The sequence below is a fragment of the Candidatus Thiodictyon syntrophicum genome (assembly GCF_002813775.1).
GTDB classification, from domain to species: domain Bacteria; phylum Pseudomonadota; class Gammaproteobacteria; order Chromatiales; family Chromatiaceae; genus Thiodictyon; species Thiodictyon syntrophicum.
In genome coordinates this window covers 6,784,323-6,802,110 of record NZ_CP020370.1, presented here as the reverse complement: position 1 = coordinate 6,802,110, position 17,788 = coordinate 6,784,323, and the positions used below count along the sequence as shown (strand labels likewise).

Here is a 17,788-nt window from a genome sequence, read left to right as displayed (position 1 = left end):
GCTAACCCTGCTCTCTTGCGGGCCTCCGCGTGTAGTTGACAGTTGCGATAATTTTGACTACTATAAGTAGCATCATGCTGCCGGATACTGATATCTTTTCTCTGTGCCGTTCTGCCTTTGGAGCTCCGAGCTACGAGGCCGACGAGGTTGCGATTTTTCAGGGTGACTGTCTTGAGCTAATGAGGCAACTCCCTCCCAAGATGATCGATCTCGCAGTGACGTCGCCGCCGTATAACATTGGCAAAGAATACGAAGACGTATTGTCGCAAACGCAATATTTGGATTGGTGCGAATCATGGATCAAGCAGATTCATCGCATCACCAAGAGCGACGGCGCATTTTGGTTAAACCTTGGGTATTTCGGAATTCCTGGCAAGGGCCGTGCGATACCGATCCCGTATTTTCTTTGGAATAGAACGCCTTTTTTTCTAATCCAGGAGATAGTCTGGAACTACGGTGCTGGAGTGGCTTGCCGGAGCATGTTTTCGCCCCGAAACGAAAAATTTCTATGGTACGTCAAAGATGCGATGTCGTACTGCTTTAATCTTGACGAGATACGTGATCCCGACGTGAAATACCCAAATCAGAAAAAAAACGGTAAGCTAAAATGCAATCCCTTAGGGAAAAATCCGACCGATGTCTGGCAGTTCCCGAAAGTGACCTCTGGCAGGGATAGGAGTTCAGAAGAGCGGACCCCTCATCCGGCTCAGTTTCCGCTCGCTGTCATTGAGCGGATCATAAAATGCAGTAGCAATGAAGGGGATGTGATACTCGATCCATTTCTTGGTTCTGGAACCACGGCGGAAGCGGCGCTACGACATGGTCGAAAAGTGATTGGGTTTGAAATCGACCCATCCTATGTTCAGATTGCCAGCCGCCGAATTTCAAATTACTTTGAGGCAAAGCAATTTGCCGAAGCCCAAATCGAATTAGCTCTTGGCGTATAGAGTTTTTAACTTTCCGGCGTAAATGTCAGAAGTTAATCGCGACTGCTGGCCTGTAGCTGCTCGCTGGCCAATCCAATCGGCATGGTCAAGCCAGCCGAATCGGATTAACAAAATCGTCGGTTCCGTCCCTTGTGGAGCGAATTTTTCAAAGTTGACAGTTAGATAGTAGCCCGACTTGCTTTTCTTGTCCTTTCTTGCATCTTGAGCATAGCTTCGGTTGCCGAAAATCTGGTCCCGATGAGACGAAGTCTTTAACTCGATAGAGAAGCTGTCGTTCGGGACATAGACGATATCTTTGTCATCAGCGGTTTGCTCCCCTCTCCATTCCTTTGGATATCGTGCTGCCACTTCAAGTGGAATCAATTCATGGAGCAAAGCGCCCATGATTTGGGGTTTCGGGAAAATGTCTTTTCCAATTTTGAAGCTGTGCGATCCAATCGCCGAGGTGAAGATGGACTGCCATGCGTCAAGGACAATATCGACGATTTCTTTGCTTCCTAGGGGATGTTTCGAGATCAGTTTCTCGGTCACTGTTCGCCAATTTTCAGGCGAAACGTTATGATATGGAGATTGCAACCCCATTATTGAATTCCCTCAAGGAGTTTACTTGGCGTCGTGCCTAGGGCCGTCGCGATCTTTATAATGTTCTCGAGGCTTATATTTCTTTCGCCTCGCTCTACCGAACCAATGTAAGTCCGGTGTAGTCCACTCGCCTCAGCAAGGTCTTCCTGCGACAGCCTATGGCTGAGGCGAAGGTCTCGAACGTGCTGACCAAAGAGTCGCTTTTCGGTTGATCTTGCCATGCATCTCAGGATGCCTGTATGATGATTATGTTTCTACAGACTATAAGTATCGTCTCGACTTAGCTCTGACGTTCAATCAGTCTTGGAGGAAACTGTAACGAAAGTTGCGAAAGTCCGATTTCAGGACCTTGCGTCGGCGATCGACCTTGACGACGACCGGCTTGAAAAGTTGACCGACGGAGCGAATTTGGCGTTCAGCCCGGGGTTGGCGAGGGTGATAATTGGGTAATAGGAGAAGGTGCGGGGGCGGCAAAATAGGATCGAGTGGTCTGTATGTGAAAAAACTTGGCGCCTTGGCGTGAGACCTGATGTTTCTGGGCTGAGAGGCGCCGAACATCTTGGACCAGACGGACCTGCCCTTGGGCTACATCCACGGCCGCAAGACCGCGTTCGGATTGAATAATCGCTGGGGCAGCCGTGTTGCGTGCGCGGGGTGAGGCTTGGCCGCCGGGATAATGATCGGCCCGCGTGCTGCGCTCTCGCAGGCGCGCCAGCCCACAATGCAGCGAATCATCCCGGCCGTCCGTCGACCCGTCTGCTGACCAGCAGCGGTGCATAGACCCACAGAAAGACCCCGAACGCCAGGACCCACAGAAACCCGGAGCCGATCAGCCAATGGCTATAGGCCGACGGCCACGCCAGCGGGCCGAAGACGCGCACCAGGGCTGCCAGGTTCAGGGCCGCGAAGGCGATGACCGTCGGCCGGGAGGCGACCATGGCGCGGCCGGTATGACCCAGGGTCACCCGGGTCATCATCCCCAGGGTGAAGACGCCGATCGCGCCGATGGTCAATGCGTGCAGGGCCGGGAAGGGCTGCAGCAGGCCCAGGTGGGCCAGCCCGTTCAGGGTGAGGCCCAGGATCAGCCACAGATACCCGCTGTAGAGCACCGCCAGCAGCGGGATGCCCCAGACCCGTCGATCGTGCCACCCGGCCAGGCGCAGACCCTGGACCAGGGCCAATGACAGCGCGAGCACGGCCGCCGGTACCGCGACCGGCAGGCCGAGCTGGGTGGACGAGTCGGCGCCTACCCAGAGCAGTGCGAGCCCGAAGGTCAGCCGCTCCACCCATGGGTTTGACCTGGGGGCCGCATCCGGGATGGCCGTGCGGGTAAAGAAGGGCATGACCCGCCCGGCGACGACCAACAAGGTCAAGAGGGTCAGCCCAAGCATCAGCCGGTCCCCGGCCAGGGCCGTGCGGGTCGTGAGGCCCAGGGCCTGGAGGTGGACCAGGAGGGCGGCCAGGCACATGCCGCCCAGCAGCGCGAGAAAGGCCCGATTGGCCGGGTTTGGCCCTTGCCATAGCGGCTTGAAGAGCGACAGCGCGAGCAGCGCCGGGAAACTGAGATCCAGGATCGCGACCAGTACCGCGGGAAGCGGCAGGAGCGGTGCGACCCGCCCCAGGGTCCACAGCAGCGTAAGCGCCCCCAGTTCGGCCCCGGTGGCGGTCGCCAGGCCGGTCCAGTTGCGCACGGCGGTGAGCAGAAAACCCGCGATCACGGCCAGGCCGTAGCCGAACAGCAACTCGTGGGCGTGCCAGGTGGTCCCGGCATAATAGCCGTCCATGGCGAGGTTGCCGTGCAACATGGCGAGCCAGACCAGGAGCGTCAGGACGGCCGAGAGTCCCGCGACGAGAAAGAACGGACGGAAGCCCAAGGCGAGGATGGGCAGCTCGCGGCGGGCGCGGGGGATTGGGGTCTGTGGCACTGGGGTGCTCCGTGGGTGCTGTTCTCGAACGTCCAGACCTCGCCGCGGTTCATTCCTCCGGCCATCGCCCTTGGTCCTCCCAGCCGGCGAACTGCGGACCCAGCCCCCCGCCTTGACCGTAGGCGTGACGATAGCGTTCCGCGAGGGTCGGCTCCCGCTGGTCGCGCGGATGGCCCGAGATGGCGCGCCGCAAGATGGCCGAGTGGCCGTCGCGCTGGACCTCGGGGGGCGCCGTCGAAGCCTTGATCGTGCATCCGGCCACCCTGCTGGAGGGGAGGTCGCTGGTCCGCACAGCGGACCCTACGGGCGCGGGGCCGTAGGGTCCGCTGTGCGGACCACAGACCTCGCCGTTGGCTGACAGGGCAAGATTGTGATCAGGGCCGACGTTGAGTTCAGTCAGCAAACCCTTGTCGATGGTGAACTGTAAGGCTTTCATGTGGCATCATGATGTGGTCGACTTTCCAACATGACTTTAGCACGGCGCGGCGATGATGTGACCGGTCCTTGGATCGGCGCGGCGATGTTGCGCTAATCTAACCGCTTGGCCGACAACGGCGCAGTGTCGCGCGCGCCTGTCAAGACCCACCTTTCTCCAGGAGCAAACAACCCAGATGAAGCTCGGCGTCGTAATCCTGGCCGCGGGGATGGGCAAGCGGATGCGTTCCGACCTGCCCAAGGTGCTGCACCCGTTGGCGGGCAGGCCAATGCTGGCCCATGTGGTGGCGGCGGCCACGCGCATCGGCGCGGCGCGCACCGTGGTGGTCTATGGTCACGGGGGCGCAGAGGTGCGCGCCGCGCTGGCCGACGAGGACTGCGCCTGGGTGGAGCAGGCCCAGCAGCTCGGCACCGGGCACGCGGTGCTGCAGGCAATGCCCCTGGTCCAAGACATGGATCGGGTCCTGGTGCTCTATGGCGATGTGCCGCTGGTGGATTCGGACACCCTGAGCCGCCTGATCGAGGCCAGTCGGGACAGCGGTCTCGGCATCCTCACCGTGCTCATGGACGACCCCACCGGCTACGGCCGCATCATCCGCGACGCCGGCGGGCGCATCCTGCGCAGCGTCGAGCAGAAGGACGGGACCCCGGAGGAACTGGCGGTGCGCGAGGCCAACACCGGCTTCCTGGTGGCGGATCGCGCCCGGCTGGACGGTTGGCTCCAGGGGCTCACCAACGCCAACGCCCAAGGCGAGTATTACCTGACCGACGTGATCGGCCTGGCGGTGGCGCAAGGGGAGCGGGTGGCGAGTGTGCACCCGGTGACGCTGGAGGAGGTCTCCGGCGTCAATGATCGCGTCCAACTCGCGGCCCTGGAGCGCTTCCATCAGCGCCGCCTGGCCGAGGGCCTGATGCGCAACGGCGTCACCCTGGCCGACCCGGCCCGCATCGACATCCGCGGACGCCTGACCACGGGGCGGGACCTGTTCATCGACGTCAATCTGATCTGCGAGGGCGAGGTGACCCTGGGCGACGGGGTGCGCATCGGCCCCAATTGTCTGATTCGCGATAGTATCATCGGGGACGGCACGCACATCTTCGCCAATTGTGTGATCGAGGGGGCGCAGGTCGGCACCGGGGCGCGCATCGGTCCCTTCGCGCGCCTGCGCCCGGAGGCGCGGCTGGCCCCCGACACCCATATCGGCAACTTCGTCGAGATCAAGAAGGCGAACGTCGGTGAGGGCAGTAAGGTCAACCACCTGACCTATATCGGGGACACGGACATCGGCGCCGGGGTCAACGTCGGCGCCGGGACCATCACCTGCAACTATGACGGGGCCAACAAGTTCCGCACCCTGATCGGGGACGGGGCCTTCATCGGCTCCAACGCCTCCCTGGTGGCCCCGGTGACTATCGGCGCCGGGGCCACCATCGGCGCCGGTTCAGTGATCAACCGTGACGCCCCCCCCGGCGAGCTGACCGTCACCCGTGCCCGCCAGACCACGATCCCCGGTTGGCAGCGGCCGCGGAAACAGCCTAAAACATAACCTAAGGAAGAAGATTTGCCGCAAATGAACGCTAATGAGCGCAAATGATTCACTGGGTTACTGCCTCGGTGCGGCACCCGCCGTGCGACTGCGCAGAAAGCGGTGAGCATTTGATCATTTGCGTTTATTTGCGTTCATTCGCGGCTAGATTTCTTCTTCCAAATTCAGCGGAGTAATCATCATGTGCGGTATCGTCGGCGCCATCGCCCAACGCCCGGTCGCGGCCATCCTGCTCGAGGGGCTGCGTCGGCTCGAATACCGCGGCTACGACTCCGCCGGTATCGCCGTCCTGGAGTCGCCCGGCAAGCTCAATCGCGCGCGCACCCTGGGTAAGGTCGCGCGCCTGGCGGAAGAGGTCGCCGCCCATCCGCTCCCCGGGACCTTAGGGATAGCCCACACCCGCTGGGCCACCCACGGTGAGCCCGCGGTGCGCAACGCCCACCCCCACATCTGTCGCGACCGCTGCGCCCTGGTCCATAACGGCATCATCGAGAACCACGAGGAACTGCGCCGGGAGCAACGCGCCGCCGGCCATCGCTTCACCTCCGAGACCGACACCGAGGTCGTGGTCCACGCCGTTTATGACGAACTGGTCGGCGGGTACCCCCTGATCGAGGCGGTGCGCCGCGCCGCCGCCCGCATGACCGGCGCCTACGCCCTGGCCGTGCTCGATTTCCAGGATCCGGAGCACCTGGTGGTCGCGCGCCAGGGCAGCCCGCTCGTGATCGGCGTGGGCTTCGGTGAGCACTTCGTCGCCTCCGACGTCTTCGCCCTGCTGCCGGTGACCCACCGCTTCATCTTCCTGGAGGAGGGTGACATCGCTGAAATCACCCGCGAGTCCGTGCGCATCTGGGACCGCAAGGGTGAACCGGTCACGCGCCCGGTCAAGGAATCTGCGGTCGCCAGCGACTCCGCCGAGCGCGGCGCGTACCGGCACTTCATGCTGAAGGAGATCTTCGAGCAGCCCCGCGCCATCGCCGACACCCTGGACGGGCGCCTGCTGGGCAATCGGGTGGTGCCGGAGGCCTTCGGTAACGCCGCGCCCGACCTCTTTGCGAGTATCCAGGCGGTGACCATCGTCGCCTGCGGGACCAGCTACCACGCGGGCCTGGTCGCGCGCTACTGGATGGAGTCCCTGGCCGGGCTGCCCTGCAACGTCGAGGTGGCGAGCGAGTACCGCTACCGCCGCCATGTGGTGCCTCAGTCCGCCCTTTTCGTCACCATCTCCCAGTCGGGGGAGACCGCGGATACCCTGGCGGCCCTGCGCATCGCCAAGGAAACCGGTTACGCCGCCACGCTCGCCATCTGCAATGTGCCCGAGAGTTCGCTGGTGCGCGAATCCGACCTGGTGCTCCTGACCCGCGCCGGCCCCGAAATCGGCGTCGCCTCCACCAAGGCCTTCACCACCCAACTCATGGCGCTCTTGCTCTTGACCGTGACGCTGGGGCGCTTCCACCGGCTGGACCAGGCGCAGGAGGAGCGCCTGGTCGCCCTGATGCGCACGGTCCCGGCCAAGATGGAGCAGGTCCTGGCCCTGGACGCGCCCATCGCGACGCTGGCCGAGCAGTTCGTCGACAAGCAGCACACCCTGTTCCTGGGGCGTGGGGAACTCTACCCGATCGCCATGGAGGGGGCGCTGAAACTCAAGGAGATCTCCTACATCCACGCCGAGGCCTACCCGGCGGGCGAGCTCAAGCACGGCCCGCTGGCCCTGATCGACGAGGACATGCCGGTGGTGGCGGTGGCGGCCAACAACGCGCTCCTGGAGAAGCTGAAATCCAACCTGGAAGAGGTCCGTGCCCGCGGCGGTCAGCTCTTTGTCTTCGCCGACTTTCAGGTCCCGCTGCAAGAGGCGGCCGGGATCACGGTCATCCGCCTGCCGGAGACCGACGACCTGATCGACCCCCTGATCTTCACCATCCCCATGCAACTGCTGGCCTACCATGTGGCGGTCCTGAAGGGCACCGATGTGGACCAGCCGCGCAATCTGGCGAAGTCAGTGACGGTCGAGTGAGTTCTTGAGCGCAGCGTCAACGATAGGTTTCGCTGCGCTCTCGCACCCTAACGGTTATACTCGCCTGGTCTCATTGCGGCTTCACGGTCGCGGCGGCGTCCCGCCTGCTGCCGACCACCAAAACAGCGATCCGGTTGGCACTCGGCGCCGGTCTTTGCCCTTATACTCTCACCTAAGACACGTCTAAGAACGAGAATCTCTCGAGAGGATCGGCGGACCTGGGCCCTGAGCTCGCCGCGGATCCGACGCCGCTACCAGCTTGGGTTGTCTCTGCGCCGGCGGGTGCAGAGTGCTTCCGTACACCGAGACCCAGCTCATGCCGGATCGAAATTCTCCCAACATGCTGCCCTTCGCCGCCCGTGATACGGGCCCCGACGGGACCATTCCCGCGGACGCGCTGCTGTTACTGGCGGGGTGCCGCGACCGACTCGCCCATGGGGTCGCCAAGGCCTTGGCCGAGAACCTGGGCGCTGTCGCAGACGACCTGCTTGGCATGGCCGACCGCGCCACCAGCCTGGAGCAGCAGCAGCGCTATTTCGCCGCGATGGAGTTCCTGACCAGCCGCGGCCAGGATTTTCTGGAGCGGTTTCGCGGCGGCTTGTGTGAGCACTTCGACGTTGGCCTCGCCGCCCTGCGGCGCGGCCGTCCTTACGACGCCCCGGGCACCCCGCTCGATCAGCATCCCGTCAACGCGGACGCCTTCAAGCGCGACCTGGTGCTCGGCAAGCTTGCGGCCCGCGCCGTCTGCCATTGTGCGGAGCAGCTCACCGCGCTCGACCGCCGTCTCGCCGCCCTGCTGGCTTCGGCGCGCGTCGACGAAGACGATAACCCGCTGTACCCCCGTGCACTGTTCGCCGCCATGCTGCGTGCGTTCGAGGCGTTGGGTGTGTCCCAGACCTTGGCCCTGACGATCCTCGAGGCGTTCGAGCGCCAGACCCAGACGGCGCTTGCCGCCATCTACGCGGGACTCAACCGGCACCTGGTCGACCATGGCAGTGCGCCCGCGCTGCCCAACGGCTCGCGCTGCGTGCAGTGCGGCGAGCCGGGCGACCGCCTGGCCGGTCCGTCGGCGGGGGCGTCCGGATCGCCGTGCACCGGCGGGTCGGCCGACCCGCTGCCCGGGGTCCCCGTGCTCGACCCGGCGGCCGCCGATCTCGCGGGCCTGCCCGCGCAGGCCCGCTTCGAGGACCTGGTCTTCGGTCAGCTCGCCCGCGCCATCGCGGCGGCGACGCGGACCCCGCGCGGGCGTCGGGCGGTGCGCCCGGGGTCTGATCCGAATCCCGCGCCGACCCTCGGCCTGGCCCAATTGATGGCGGCCCTGACCGCCCTGCAACGGGGGCGTGGCGACCCGCATCACCTGCCGGGGATGGGGGCGGCAGCACTCGCCGCGGGGCCGGGCACGGTGCTGCAGCAGTTGCGCGCCACGGCGCTGGCGGCCGGCTCGCACCCGGTCGATGCCCTGACCATCGATATCGTGGCACTGCTCTTCGACGCCATCTTCGCGGACCCGGACCTCCCGGCGACCCTGCGCGCGGAGGTCGCCAGGCTCCAGATCCCGGTCCTCAAGGCGGCCCTGCTGGACAAGGCCTTCTTCTCCAACAAGCGGCACCCGGCGCGGCGTCTGCTTGACCTGATCGCCAGTGCCGGGCTCGGGCGCCACGAGGCCGACGCGCCGCGCCTGATGACCAGTATCCAGGCCATCGTCAGCGAGGTGGTGGCGGGCTTCGAGACCAGCATCGACATCTTTGCCGCCCAGGCGCAGCAGTTGGAGGACTTCCTGGCGGACGAGGAGGCGCGTGCCCGGACGCGGACCACGGTGGTGGTCGACAAGCTTGCCCAACGCGACCGGCGGGACTTGGCCCAGGCCCGGGTGACAACCGAGATCGAGGCGCGCCTCAAGGTCCCGGGGATGCCGGCCCTGGTCGGGGAATTCCTCGATCGTCACTGGCGCTCGGTGCTGGAGGAGACCTACGTCCGCCATGGCGATGAAGCGCAACCCTGGCAGCAGGCCCTGGCGGCCATGGACGACCTGCTGTGGAGCGTGGCCCCCAAGTACGGGGCGGCGGAGCGCAATCGCCTCCTCACCTCGCTGCCCGATCTCCTGAGCCGCCTGCGTGTCCCGCTCGAGGCCGCCGGTCTACAGGCGGTTTGGGACCCCTTCTTCGGCCAACTGATCAGGCTGCACATGGGGGCCCTGCATAAGGACAGTCCCGCCGCTACCTATCGGGAGTCCCCGAATCCGGAGCCCGTGACGGCGCCGCCCCCCGCCGCCGCCGAACGCCCTGGATTGCGGGCCGTCGACCTGGTCGAGGCCGCCCACTGCATCGAGTATCACCCGGCGGCCCAGGGCGCCGGGCCGACCAACTGGGAGCCTCTCGCCGACCGCGAGCTGCGGCTCGCCCGGTCCCTGGAACTCGGTACCTGGGTCGAGTTCGAGAGTTTCCTGGGCACCCGCAAGACCCTGCGTCTTAGTTGGATCAGCCAGTTGCGCGGGGTCTACCTGTTCACCAACCGCCAGGGTGAGAACGCCATGACGCTCGCCCCCGCCAGTCTCGCGGAGCACCTGCGCAAGGGCACGGCCCGGGTGCTGAATCAGGCGCCCCTGACCGACCGTGCGGTCGCGCACCTGCTGGCCGGTTCGGCGTCGGCAGCCGCCACTCTGTAGTCCTGGAGTCCAAGGCTTCAGCCTTGGTCATTGGCGTAGGGTGCGCCGTGCGCACCTCAAGAGGCTGCGGTTGATCGCCGCGGCCAGGGTTTCGGTTGGCGCCACAGTGCGCACGGCGCACCCTACGGCCGCGGTGCAGTCAATGGTCCGAGCCTTATCCATCAAGCGGCATTAGCCACCCTGCCGCGGTGCGGGCAAATCGCCTACACTGCCGGCCTAGACCCACCTACCTTAGGCCAGCCATGAGCGAGATTCCCCCGCTGCGCGTCCTGTCCATCGTCGGCACCCGCCCGGAGGCCATCAAGATGGCACCGGTCATCCAGGCCCTCGCCGGCGACCCGGCCTTCGCGTCGCGCGTGCTCGCCACCGCGCAGCATCGCCAGATGCTCGACCAGGTCCTCGCGCTCTTCGGTATCCGGCCCGATCTGGACCTCGACATCATGCGGCCCAACCAGGCACTCACCGCCCTGACCGCCCGGCTGCTCCTGGCCCTGGACGAGGCGCTGGGTGCGGAGAACCCGGACCTGGTCCTGGCCCAGGGCGACACCACCACCGTGATGACGGCGGCCCTGGCCTGCTTCTATCGCAAGATCCCCTTCGGTCACGTCGAGGCGGGGCTGCGCACGGGCGATCTTGACAACCCCTTCCCGGAGGAGATGAATCGAGTAGTGGCCGGGCGTCTGGCGCGTTGGCACTTTGCCCCGACCGCCAGCGCCCGGGACAACCTGTTGCGCGAAGGCGTCGCCCCCGCGGCCATCCATGTCACCGGCAACACCGTCATCGACGCCCTGTTGAGCGTGGCGGACCGCCGACCGGCGATCGGGGTCCCCATCGACCCGGCCAAACGGCTGATCCTGGTCACCGCCCATCGGCGCGAGAACTTCGGTGAGCCCTTGCGTGAGATCTGCCGCGCCATCCGTCGCCTGGCGGAGACCAACCCGGATGTCGCGGTGCTCTACCCGGTGCATCCCAACCCGAATGTGAAGGGCGTGGCCGAGGCCCTGCTCGGCGACTGTCCGGGCATCACCCTGTGCCCGCCGCTCGACTACCTGCCGTTCGTCGGGGCCATGCAGCGTGCCTACCTGATCTTGAGTGACTCCGGCGGCGTCCAGGAAGAGGCCCCGGCCCTGGGCAAACCGGTCCTGGTGCTGCGCCAGGAGACCGAGCGGCCCGAGGCGGTCGCGGCCGGGGTGGTCAAGCTGGTCGGCCCGGTATATGAACGGATAGTGGCGCAGGCCCAGCGCCTGCTCGATGACCCGGGCTATTACAGTTCCATGGCCCGCGGCGTCTCGCCCTACGGCGACGGGCACGCGGCGGGGCGCATCGTCGCGGTGTTGCGCGGGCACCGCGTGGCCGGGTAGCCAACTTCAGGGTCCCTCAAGTCACGACAATATGATCCGGCGGTAAGTCGTCCTGATACCGCTCGTACATTGCGATATAGGCGGACTCGATCGCGCGGGTAAAGCGCTCGGCGTCGAAGAGCGCACAGGTCGGCAGGTTGGCGAGTAGTCTCTGCCTGACGGCTGCCAACTGCTCCGGCTGGGTTGCCAGCGTCACGGCCAGTGCCTCATATTCCTGCGGGGTCGTCGTGATCAGGTCAGGCACACCGACCACCTTGAGCAGGCTCGCCGCCACCCGGCTGGCAAACGACTGACCGCTGCGCGTCACGATCGGCAACCCCATCCGCAAGGCATCACTGGCAGTCGTGTGGGCAGTGTATGGAAAGGTATCGAGAAACAGGTCTGCCGATCGCAAGCGGTTCAAATGCTCGGCGGTCGGCAGGCCGGCCGCAAAGATGAGACGCTGGGGGTCGACCCCGGCCTGTGCTGCACGCTTACCCAGGTTCAGTCGTGCGGTCTGATTGCCGACCAGCAACCACAGGACGCTGTCAGGCACGCGCGTGATGATGCGCAGCCATGAGTCAAATACGTCCGGGGTGATCTTGTAGTGGGTGTTGAACGAACAGAAAACAAAACCAGACGCCGGCAGCCCCAGTCCCGCACGACCGATCTCCTTGTCGGATAGCTCCTGCTCCCGGCAGTTCGCCTGATAAGTATCCGGAAGATAAACGATCTTTTCGCAATAGTGCTGCTGCGCATCGGCCGGGATCAGGGTCCGGTCGGCAAGCAAATAGTCGATGTAAGGCGCGCCCATGGTGCCCGGGTAACCCAGGTAGCTCACCTGGATGGGGGCCGCCCGGTCGGCAAAGATGCCGGGCCTGCAGCCGAGCGTAAAGCCATTCAAGTCGATCGCGAGGTCGAGTTCCAGGTTGCGGGCCAGCGCGGCGGCCTCCCGATCCGACAGCGAGCGGATATCGATGAATTGATCGAAGGCCCGGGCGGCCCGTTCACGCCAACTGTCGCCGGTGTCCGGTCCGAACGAGAAGGCGATCAGCTCGAACCGCCGTCGATCATGTAACTCAAACATCTCCGCCATCAGATGCATCATCGGATGATGACGGAAATCAGCAGAAAAATAGCCGATGCGGATTCTCTCCCGGCGGCCGCGTTTTGCGATCTCAGGCACGCCATGACCAGCCGGATACCTTACTGCAGCGTAAAGCTCCGCGGCCCGGCGATGGACTTGCGGCGCGTCGATCAACGCCAGGAGGGGGAAGGGTGAGGAAACCGTTTCGTTGTTCGCCAACTGTTCTGCGAGTCGCTCGCGTTCAGTATCAAACAGACGCCAATCGCACAGGTACAGGCGGGCGTAGAGCGCTTGTCCGCGCAGAAAATCAAGTGTCGGCGTGATCGCCAAGGCCTGCTCAAAACCGGCCAGCGCCTCCTCGAAACGACTCGCTGCAAAGAGGATTTCGCCGCGCTGCGCGTGCGCCTCGGCATAGCCTGGATTGATCGCCAGGGCCTGCGCGTAACTGGCCAGCGCCTCCCCCGGTCGCTCGAGTTGACCCAGGGCCAGACCACGGTTGTAGTAGGCCTCCGCATAGTCCGGCCTGACCGCCAGCGCCTGTTCGTAACTGGCGAGTGCCTCCCCCCAACGATTGAGGTCGCGCAGGGCCGTGCCGCGGTTGATATGCGCCTCGGCATAGTCTGGTTTGATCGCCAGCGCCTTGGCGTAACTGGCGATCGCCTCCTCCAAACGCCCGAGCTTGTTCAGGGCCAGCCCCAGATTGTAATGTGCGTAGGCGTGGTCGGGGGCAATCTCCACCAAGCGACTCAATAACGCGGCACCCTGCTCCAGGTGACCCACTTGGCACTCCAGGCTGCCCAGCAACCAGAGTACATCGGCGTTGCGCGGCTGCGCCTGCAAGAGTTGGCGATAGAGCGCCGTTGCCTGCCCGAGTTGTCCCGCCTGATGAAAGGCCAGCGCCTGATTTAGCAGGGCCTGCGGTGTGGTCGCTGAGGGTCTTGCTGTCATCGACTATCTCCCATGGGTGCTAAAGCTACCGGACGTTCTCACGGACCGGGCGTCGTTGTCGTTGTCGTAATCGTTGTCGGATTATTCGATTACGACAACGACAACGACAACGACAACGAACCCGGGATCTCGGTTACCACATCAGTTCTGATCGCACCCGGAGGGCGCTCCCGGCGCGACTTTCACGGCAAATCATTCTGTATCCGTGGTCCGCCCTCAGCGCCGCGTGGTCGCCACCATCTCAGCCATGCTGTCCCGCAGGGTCCGCCGCGACTGGAATCCGAGCTCTTGTCGAATCGCGGTGCCGTCATAGCAGGCCGCGCCGGTCAGTTTCTCCAGGACCTCGGAGTCGAAGGGCAGGCGTCGGCCCCGCAGCCGCCCGATCCCGTCGCCGCCCAGCGCGGCCAGCCGCAGCAGGCCGATCGGCAGGTTCCAGCGGGGCGCCCGGCGGTCCAGTGCCTCCAGGATGCACTCGTAGATTCGGCGGGTGCTGTAGGGGGTGCCGTCGGTGACGACATAGGTCCGACCGCGCGCCTGGGGGAGCGCGGCGCAGAGTACCGCCGCCTGCGCCAGGTCGTCGCGATGGATCATGGAGCGGCCGTTGCCCAGCTCAGGCAAGGGCGGGAACCAGCCGGCCCGCACGGCCCTGATCAGCAGCTCCAGATAGCCCTTGGGGTGCGGGCCGTAGACCAGGGACGGGCGCAGGACCACCGGGTGCGGGACGGCCCCGCTGGTCAGCACCGCCCGCTCGGCGGCCAGTTTCGAGCGTCCGTAAGGGCCCTCGGGTGTCGGCGCGTCCGCGGTGCCCCCCCCCATGGCCTTGACGCTGCTGAAATAGACGAACCCGCGCACGCCTTCGCTTCGGGCCGCCGCGAGCAGGTCCAGGGTGCTGCGGCAATTGGCGAGCCGGTACTCCTCCTCCGCCTCCGCCTCCGGCCCCGCCGCGAGGGCATGGGCCTTGCCCGCCAGGTGGAAGATGCAGTCGATGTCGGCCAGCAGGTGCGCCGGCAGGGCCTCGCGGCCCAGGTCAAGGGTGACCGCCTCGTCCCAGGGGCCCGCGGTGCGCCGCCGCATGACCGCCCGCACCCACCGACCGTCCGCTTGCAGGCGCCGACACAGGCCGGGGCCGATGAATCCGGAGGCGCCGGTGACCAGGACCATCCCCTTCATGTCGCACCCCTAATCTTGACGCAACAGTGCCGCGGCGCTCGCCGCAGGCCCGCGCCCGCCATCGGACATTGCTGCACCTTTATCGTCTAACCAGGCACCCAAGTTGCCGTTACCCAGGCTAGAAAGATATCATAAGGGCTCGTCAAGGGGGCCTTGGCGAGCGCCTTCGCGGCGTCGGCCGGGTGTCCCCGTGGTCTCTGCCGGTGTCCTTAAACGAGCCCCGCGGCCGCGGACCGTTCCGCCCCGGGGTCTGGCTGTGGGGCGTCCGGCCCGCCGATCCGGCAGGCCAAAGGGTTGTACCCGCATGTGACAACATGTAGTTTCTCCACACGATGTCCCCTTCACCCGCGCCCGGCGCGAAGCAGCCGCTGGCGTGTGCTCCAAGGAAAATCCGGGTGTTAAATGCGTGTTGTTGGGAAATACATACAGTTGTAATATGATCACGCGTCTGCTAATCTAGACTTCACGTCAAAACAGTGTCACGCCGTCATGACACAGGCAGCGCCAGCGCGCCCGTGCCGCGTTGCCCGCCGCCGCGGATCACCCGTCCGCGGCCGCTCGGGTGGTGTCGTAACACTGTCAAGGCCGGTAATGTTTCAGGAGTCAGTTATGGGTGTGCGGTTTCATCGGCCTTCGACGCGTGTCGGCGTCGGCCTTGGGGTCTTAAGTATGTTGCTCTTGGCGGGCTGCGGCCCCGCAACCCCGCCGTCGGCCACCTCGGCGCCCAAAGCGGTCGCCGCACAACAACCCCAGGAGGCCATCAAGCAGCGGGTGGAGGCCCGCTGGGCGCGTCTGATCGAGCGCGATTTCGCCGGGGCCTACATCTTTGAAACCCCGGCCTACCGGGCGACGGTCGACCCCAAGCAGTACGGCGCCCAGTTTGGCGCCGGCGTGAACTGGGTCAGGGTCACCGTCGATCAGGTCAGGGTCGATCCGGCCGGTGACCGGGCCGAGGTCGATGTCACGCTGCAGATGCAGTCGCTGGCACCACTCGGGGCCGGTCTCGTCGACCGCATTCAGCCGCTGCGCGAGCGCTGGATCCTCACCCAGGGGGACTGGTGGGTAGTGCATGACGAAGACTAGAAGAGAGTTCCTCAGGAGGCCAGGCAGACGCACGGGGGCGTCGGCAGGGGTCCGGCACCGACCTGGCATCGGGGCAAAGCGTGAAGCCAGCTTGACACTGACTTCGCAATTGGAGTAGGCTGATAGGGAAATTTTTCGTGCGATTGTTGAGCGGGACCACCACGCAGTGATAGCCTTTGCTGGTCCTCACGAACGAACATCAACCCAGGGGAATACCATGACCACTTTTAACCGAACGAAAACCGCCGCCGCCGTCTCCGCGCTCTTAGCGGGCATGGCCCTGGCCCCCGCCAACGCCGTGGAACTCGCCGGCAACGGGCTCGGCGATGTCGCCGAGACGTCCTATTACACGGTGCGAAACGGTCAGCAGACCAACATCAGCCTCGTCAATACCTCCGCGGATTACGTGGTCGCCGTCAAGGTCCGCTTCCGCCAGGCCGCCGACAGCAAGGACGTGCTCGACTTCAACGTCTTCCTCTCCCCGAACGACGTCTGGACTGCGACGGTCGGGCTCAACACCGGCACCGGGCTGCCCTGGGTGCAGACCACTGACCTCTCCTGCACGACCCCGACCGTCATGCCGAAGGGTACCGCCAATACCGCGGCTAACCGGCAACTCGGCTTCGTTGTCGTCGGGACCAATGGCGCGGGCGCGCAGATCAAGCAGGTGGACTTCGTCACCGCCAGCAACCCCTTGTCCACGGAGGGCTACATCGAGATCATCGAGATGGGCGTCGCCGTGCCGAAGAGTGATATCTACCCGGATGCCAGTCTGCTGGCGAGCTGGGCCGTGAGCACGTCGCGGAATTGCGCCAACCTGGCCAGTGTCTATCCTCCGACCCTGCGTCCGATTTTGGTCACCGGGTCACAGGCCCGTCAGGCTCCTCCGGGCATCACCGCTACCTGCAACACTGACACAAACACCGGCCCAACCAGTTTGTATCAATGGCCTTTGATCCCCTCGCGCGGCGCGGCCGCTTCCGGGACGACGGCGTTTCAGGCCGAGTTTTGTGAGCCCCTCAATGTGTTGAAGGTGGCCAGCAATATCGTGCGGACGAACACCGGCATCGTGTTTGATGCGCCTGTGACCACCTTTGCGAATTTCTTCAGTCCCGCTGCTGGTTCGGAAAATCAATTGGCTCCGAATGCCAACGACCTGATGGGTTGGACACCGCAGCAGGTGCGGCCAAATCTCCTAGACGGCAGTCCCGCCGGCGCCCTGCGTTCGCCGACGACTGGCCTCCCCGCTGCCGACCCGGCCAACCCCGCCCTATCCATCCAAGTCTTCAACGGCGTGTCTCGCACCGCGGGATTCACCTACAGCAGTGCCTCTCCGATCCCGACAGTCGACGCGGTCGGCAGCCTGATCACGGCGTTCGAGGTCGACAACGAGTGGTGGGCAAACAACGGTGCCCTGCCTTCGACCGGCTGGGTCGTCAACTTCCCGACCAAGCACCACTATGGGGTCCAACCCAGCGCCACGACCGAGGACCCCTTCTTCGGTGTGTACCCGCGTTCCTATACGTACTACGGCCCCTTCGCGGATGGCACCAACCAGGGCAGTTGCCAACCGGTCGGGCTGACCTATTGGGATCGTGAAGAGAAGGAGGTTGTCGGCATCGTGGAACCCTCGCCGCCCAGTGGCCGTTGCCTCCCCCTCGAGGTCTCCACGATCAGTTTCCGGACCGGCACCAACTATTTCAGCTCGCAGAACCCCAACACCTTCGCGATACAGTTGGGATTCAGTTCGGGTTGGGCAGCACTCGGCTTTACCAGCGCTGGCAGCATCGCCTCGTCTGTCACCACGAGCACGCCGATCAGCTACACATTCGCCGGTCTGCCCACGATCGGGTTCTCGGCCACGACCATCGCCAATGGCACGGTCAACGCCTCCTACAATACGCCGCACGCGTACCAGCGGTTTATCGCGCCCTGACGGCGAGCTGACCTTCGCCCACCAATGCGTCTCGCGGGCGGCCCAGCCGCCCGCGACCGCCGGGCTACACCCGGGGCATCGTCCCCGGGTGTTTTCGTCTAAATTCCCT

Annotated in this window: 13 protein-coding genes; 7 read left to right on the top strand and 6 right to left on the bottom strand. The window is 64.8% G+C overall.

The features are described from left to right. Positions 1 to 74: 74 nt before the first annotated feature. Positions 75 to 947 (top strand): DNA-methyltransferase, encoded by an 873-nt coding sequence (locus THSYN_RS29140; protein WP_100922207.1) that lies wholly within the window; start codon positions 75 to 77, stop codon positions 945 to 947. Here THSYN_RS29140 and THSYN_RS29135 read toward each other — a convergent pair. From THSYN_RS29135 to THSYN_RS29120, 4 genes are all read right to left on the bottom strand, one after another. Then, positions 930 to 1,478, bottom strand: coding sequence for a ScaI family restriction endonuclease (locus THSYN_RS29135; RefSeq protein ID WP_216644645.1), 549 nt, complete (start codon positions 1,476 to 1,478; stop codon positions 930 to 932). The genes THSYN_RS29140 and THSYN_RS29135 overlap by 18 nt on opposite strands. Positions 1,479 to 1,528: 50 nt before the next feature. Continuing rightward, entirely contained in the window at positions 1,529 to 1,750 is a 222-nt protein-coding gene (locus tag THSYN_RS29130; protein ID WP_100922206.1) for a helix-turn-helix domain-containing protein, read from the bottom strand. 510 nt (positions 1,751 to 2,260) lie between these two features. Next, a complete protein-coding gene (locus THSYN_RS29125; protein WP_100922205.1) occupies positions 2,261 to 3,454 on the bottom strand; it encodes an NnrS family protein in 1,194 nt (397 codons plus the stop codon). Between the two features lie 49 nt (positions 3,455 to 3,503). Then, positions 3,504 to 3,890, bottom strand: a complete 387-nt coding sequence (locus THSYN_RS29120; protein WP_100922204.1) for a hypothetical protein — start codon at positions 3,888 to 3,890, stop codon at positions 3,504 to 3,506. Positions 3,891 to 4,065: 175 nt separating this feature from the next. Between THSYN_RS29120 and glmU the strand changes: the two genes are divergently transcribed. From glmU to wecB, 4 genes are all read left to right on the top strand, one after another. After that, positions 4,066 to 5,436, top strand: a complete 1,371-nt coding sequence (gene glmU, locus THSYN_RS29115; protein ID WP_100922203.1) for a bifunctional UDP-N-acetylglucosamine diphosphorylase/glucosamine-1-phosphate N-acetyltransferase GlmU — start codon at positions 4,066 to 4,068, stop codon at positions 5,434 to 5,436. A 181-nt stretch (positions 5,437 to 5,617) separates the two neighbouring features. Continuing rightward, on the top strand, positions 5,618 to 7,450 hold the full coding sequence (gene glmS / locus THSYN_RS29110) for a glutamine--fructose-6-phosphate transaminase (isomerizing) (RefSeq protein WP_100922202.1): 1,833 nt from the start codon (positions 5,618 to 5,620) through the stop codon (positions 7,448 to 7,450). Positions 7,451 to 7,739: 289 nt separating this feature from the next. Beyond that, positions 7,740 to 10,115 carry a DUF1631 domain-containing protein gene (locus tag THSYN_RS29105; protein ID WP_236848748.1) on the top strand — a complete coding sequence of 792 codons (2,376 nt, stop codon included), beginning with the start codon at positions 7,740 to 7,742 and terminating at the stop codon, positions 10,113 to 10,115. A 305-nt stretch (positions 10,116 to 10,420) separates the two neighbouring features. Continuing rightward, positions 10,421 to 11,476: a non-hydrolyzing UDP-N-acetylglucosamine 2-epimerase gene (wecB, locus tag THSYN_RS29100; RefSeq protein WP_418219955.1), complete on the top strand. Its 1,056-nt coding sequence runs from the start codon at positions 10,421 to 10,423 to the stop codon at positions 11,474 to 11,476. Between the two features lie 16 nt (positions 11,477 to 11,492). Here the strand turns inward: wecB and THSYN_RS29095 are convergent, their stop codons facing one another. Next, positions 11,493 to 13,490: an O-linked N-acetylglucosamine transferase, SPINDLY family protein gene (locus THSYN_RS29095; protein WP_100922199.1), complete on the bottom strand. Its 1,998-nt coding sequence runs from the start codon at positions 13,488 to 13,490 to the stop codon at positions 11,493 to 11,495. Between the two features lie 216 nt (positions 13,491 to 13,706). Next, on the bottom strand, positions 13,707 to 14,660 hold the full coding sequence (locus THSYN_RS29090; protein ID WP_100922198.1) for an NAD-dependent epimerase/dehydratase family protein: 954 nt from the start codon (positions 14,658 to 14,660) through the stop codon (positions 13,707 to 13,709). 669 nt (positions 14,661 to 15,329) lie between these two features. Between THSYN_RS29090 and THSYN_RS29085 the strand changes: the two genes are divergently transcribed. After that, complete coding sequence (locus THSYN_RS29085) at positions 15,330 to 15,743, top strand: hypothetical protein (protein ID WP_100922197.1); 414 nt, start codon at positions 15,330 to 15,332, stop codon at positions 15,741 to 15,743. Between the two features lie 217 nt (positions 15,744 to 15,960). After that, positions 15,961 to 17,679, top strand: a complete 1,719-nt coding sequence (locus THSYN_RS29080) for a hypothetical protein (protein ID WP_157818002.1) — start codon at positions 15,961 to 15,963, stop codon at positions 17,677 to 17,679. Positions 17,680 to 17,788: the final 109 nt, after the last annotated feature.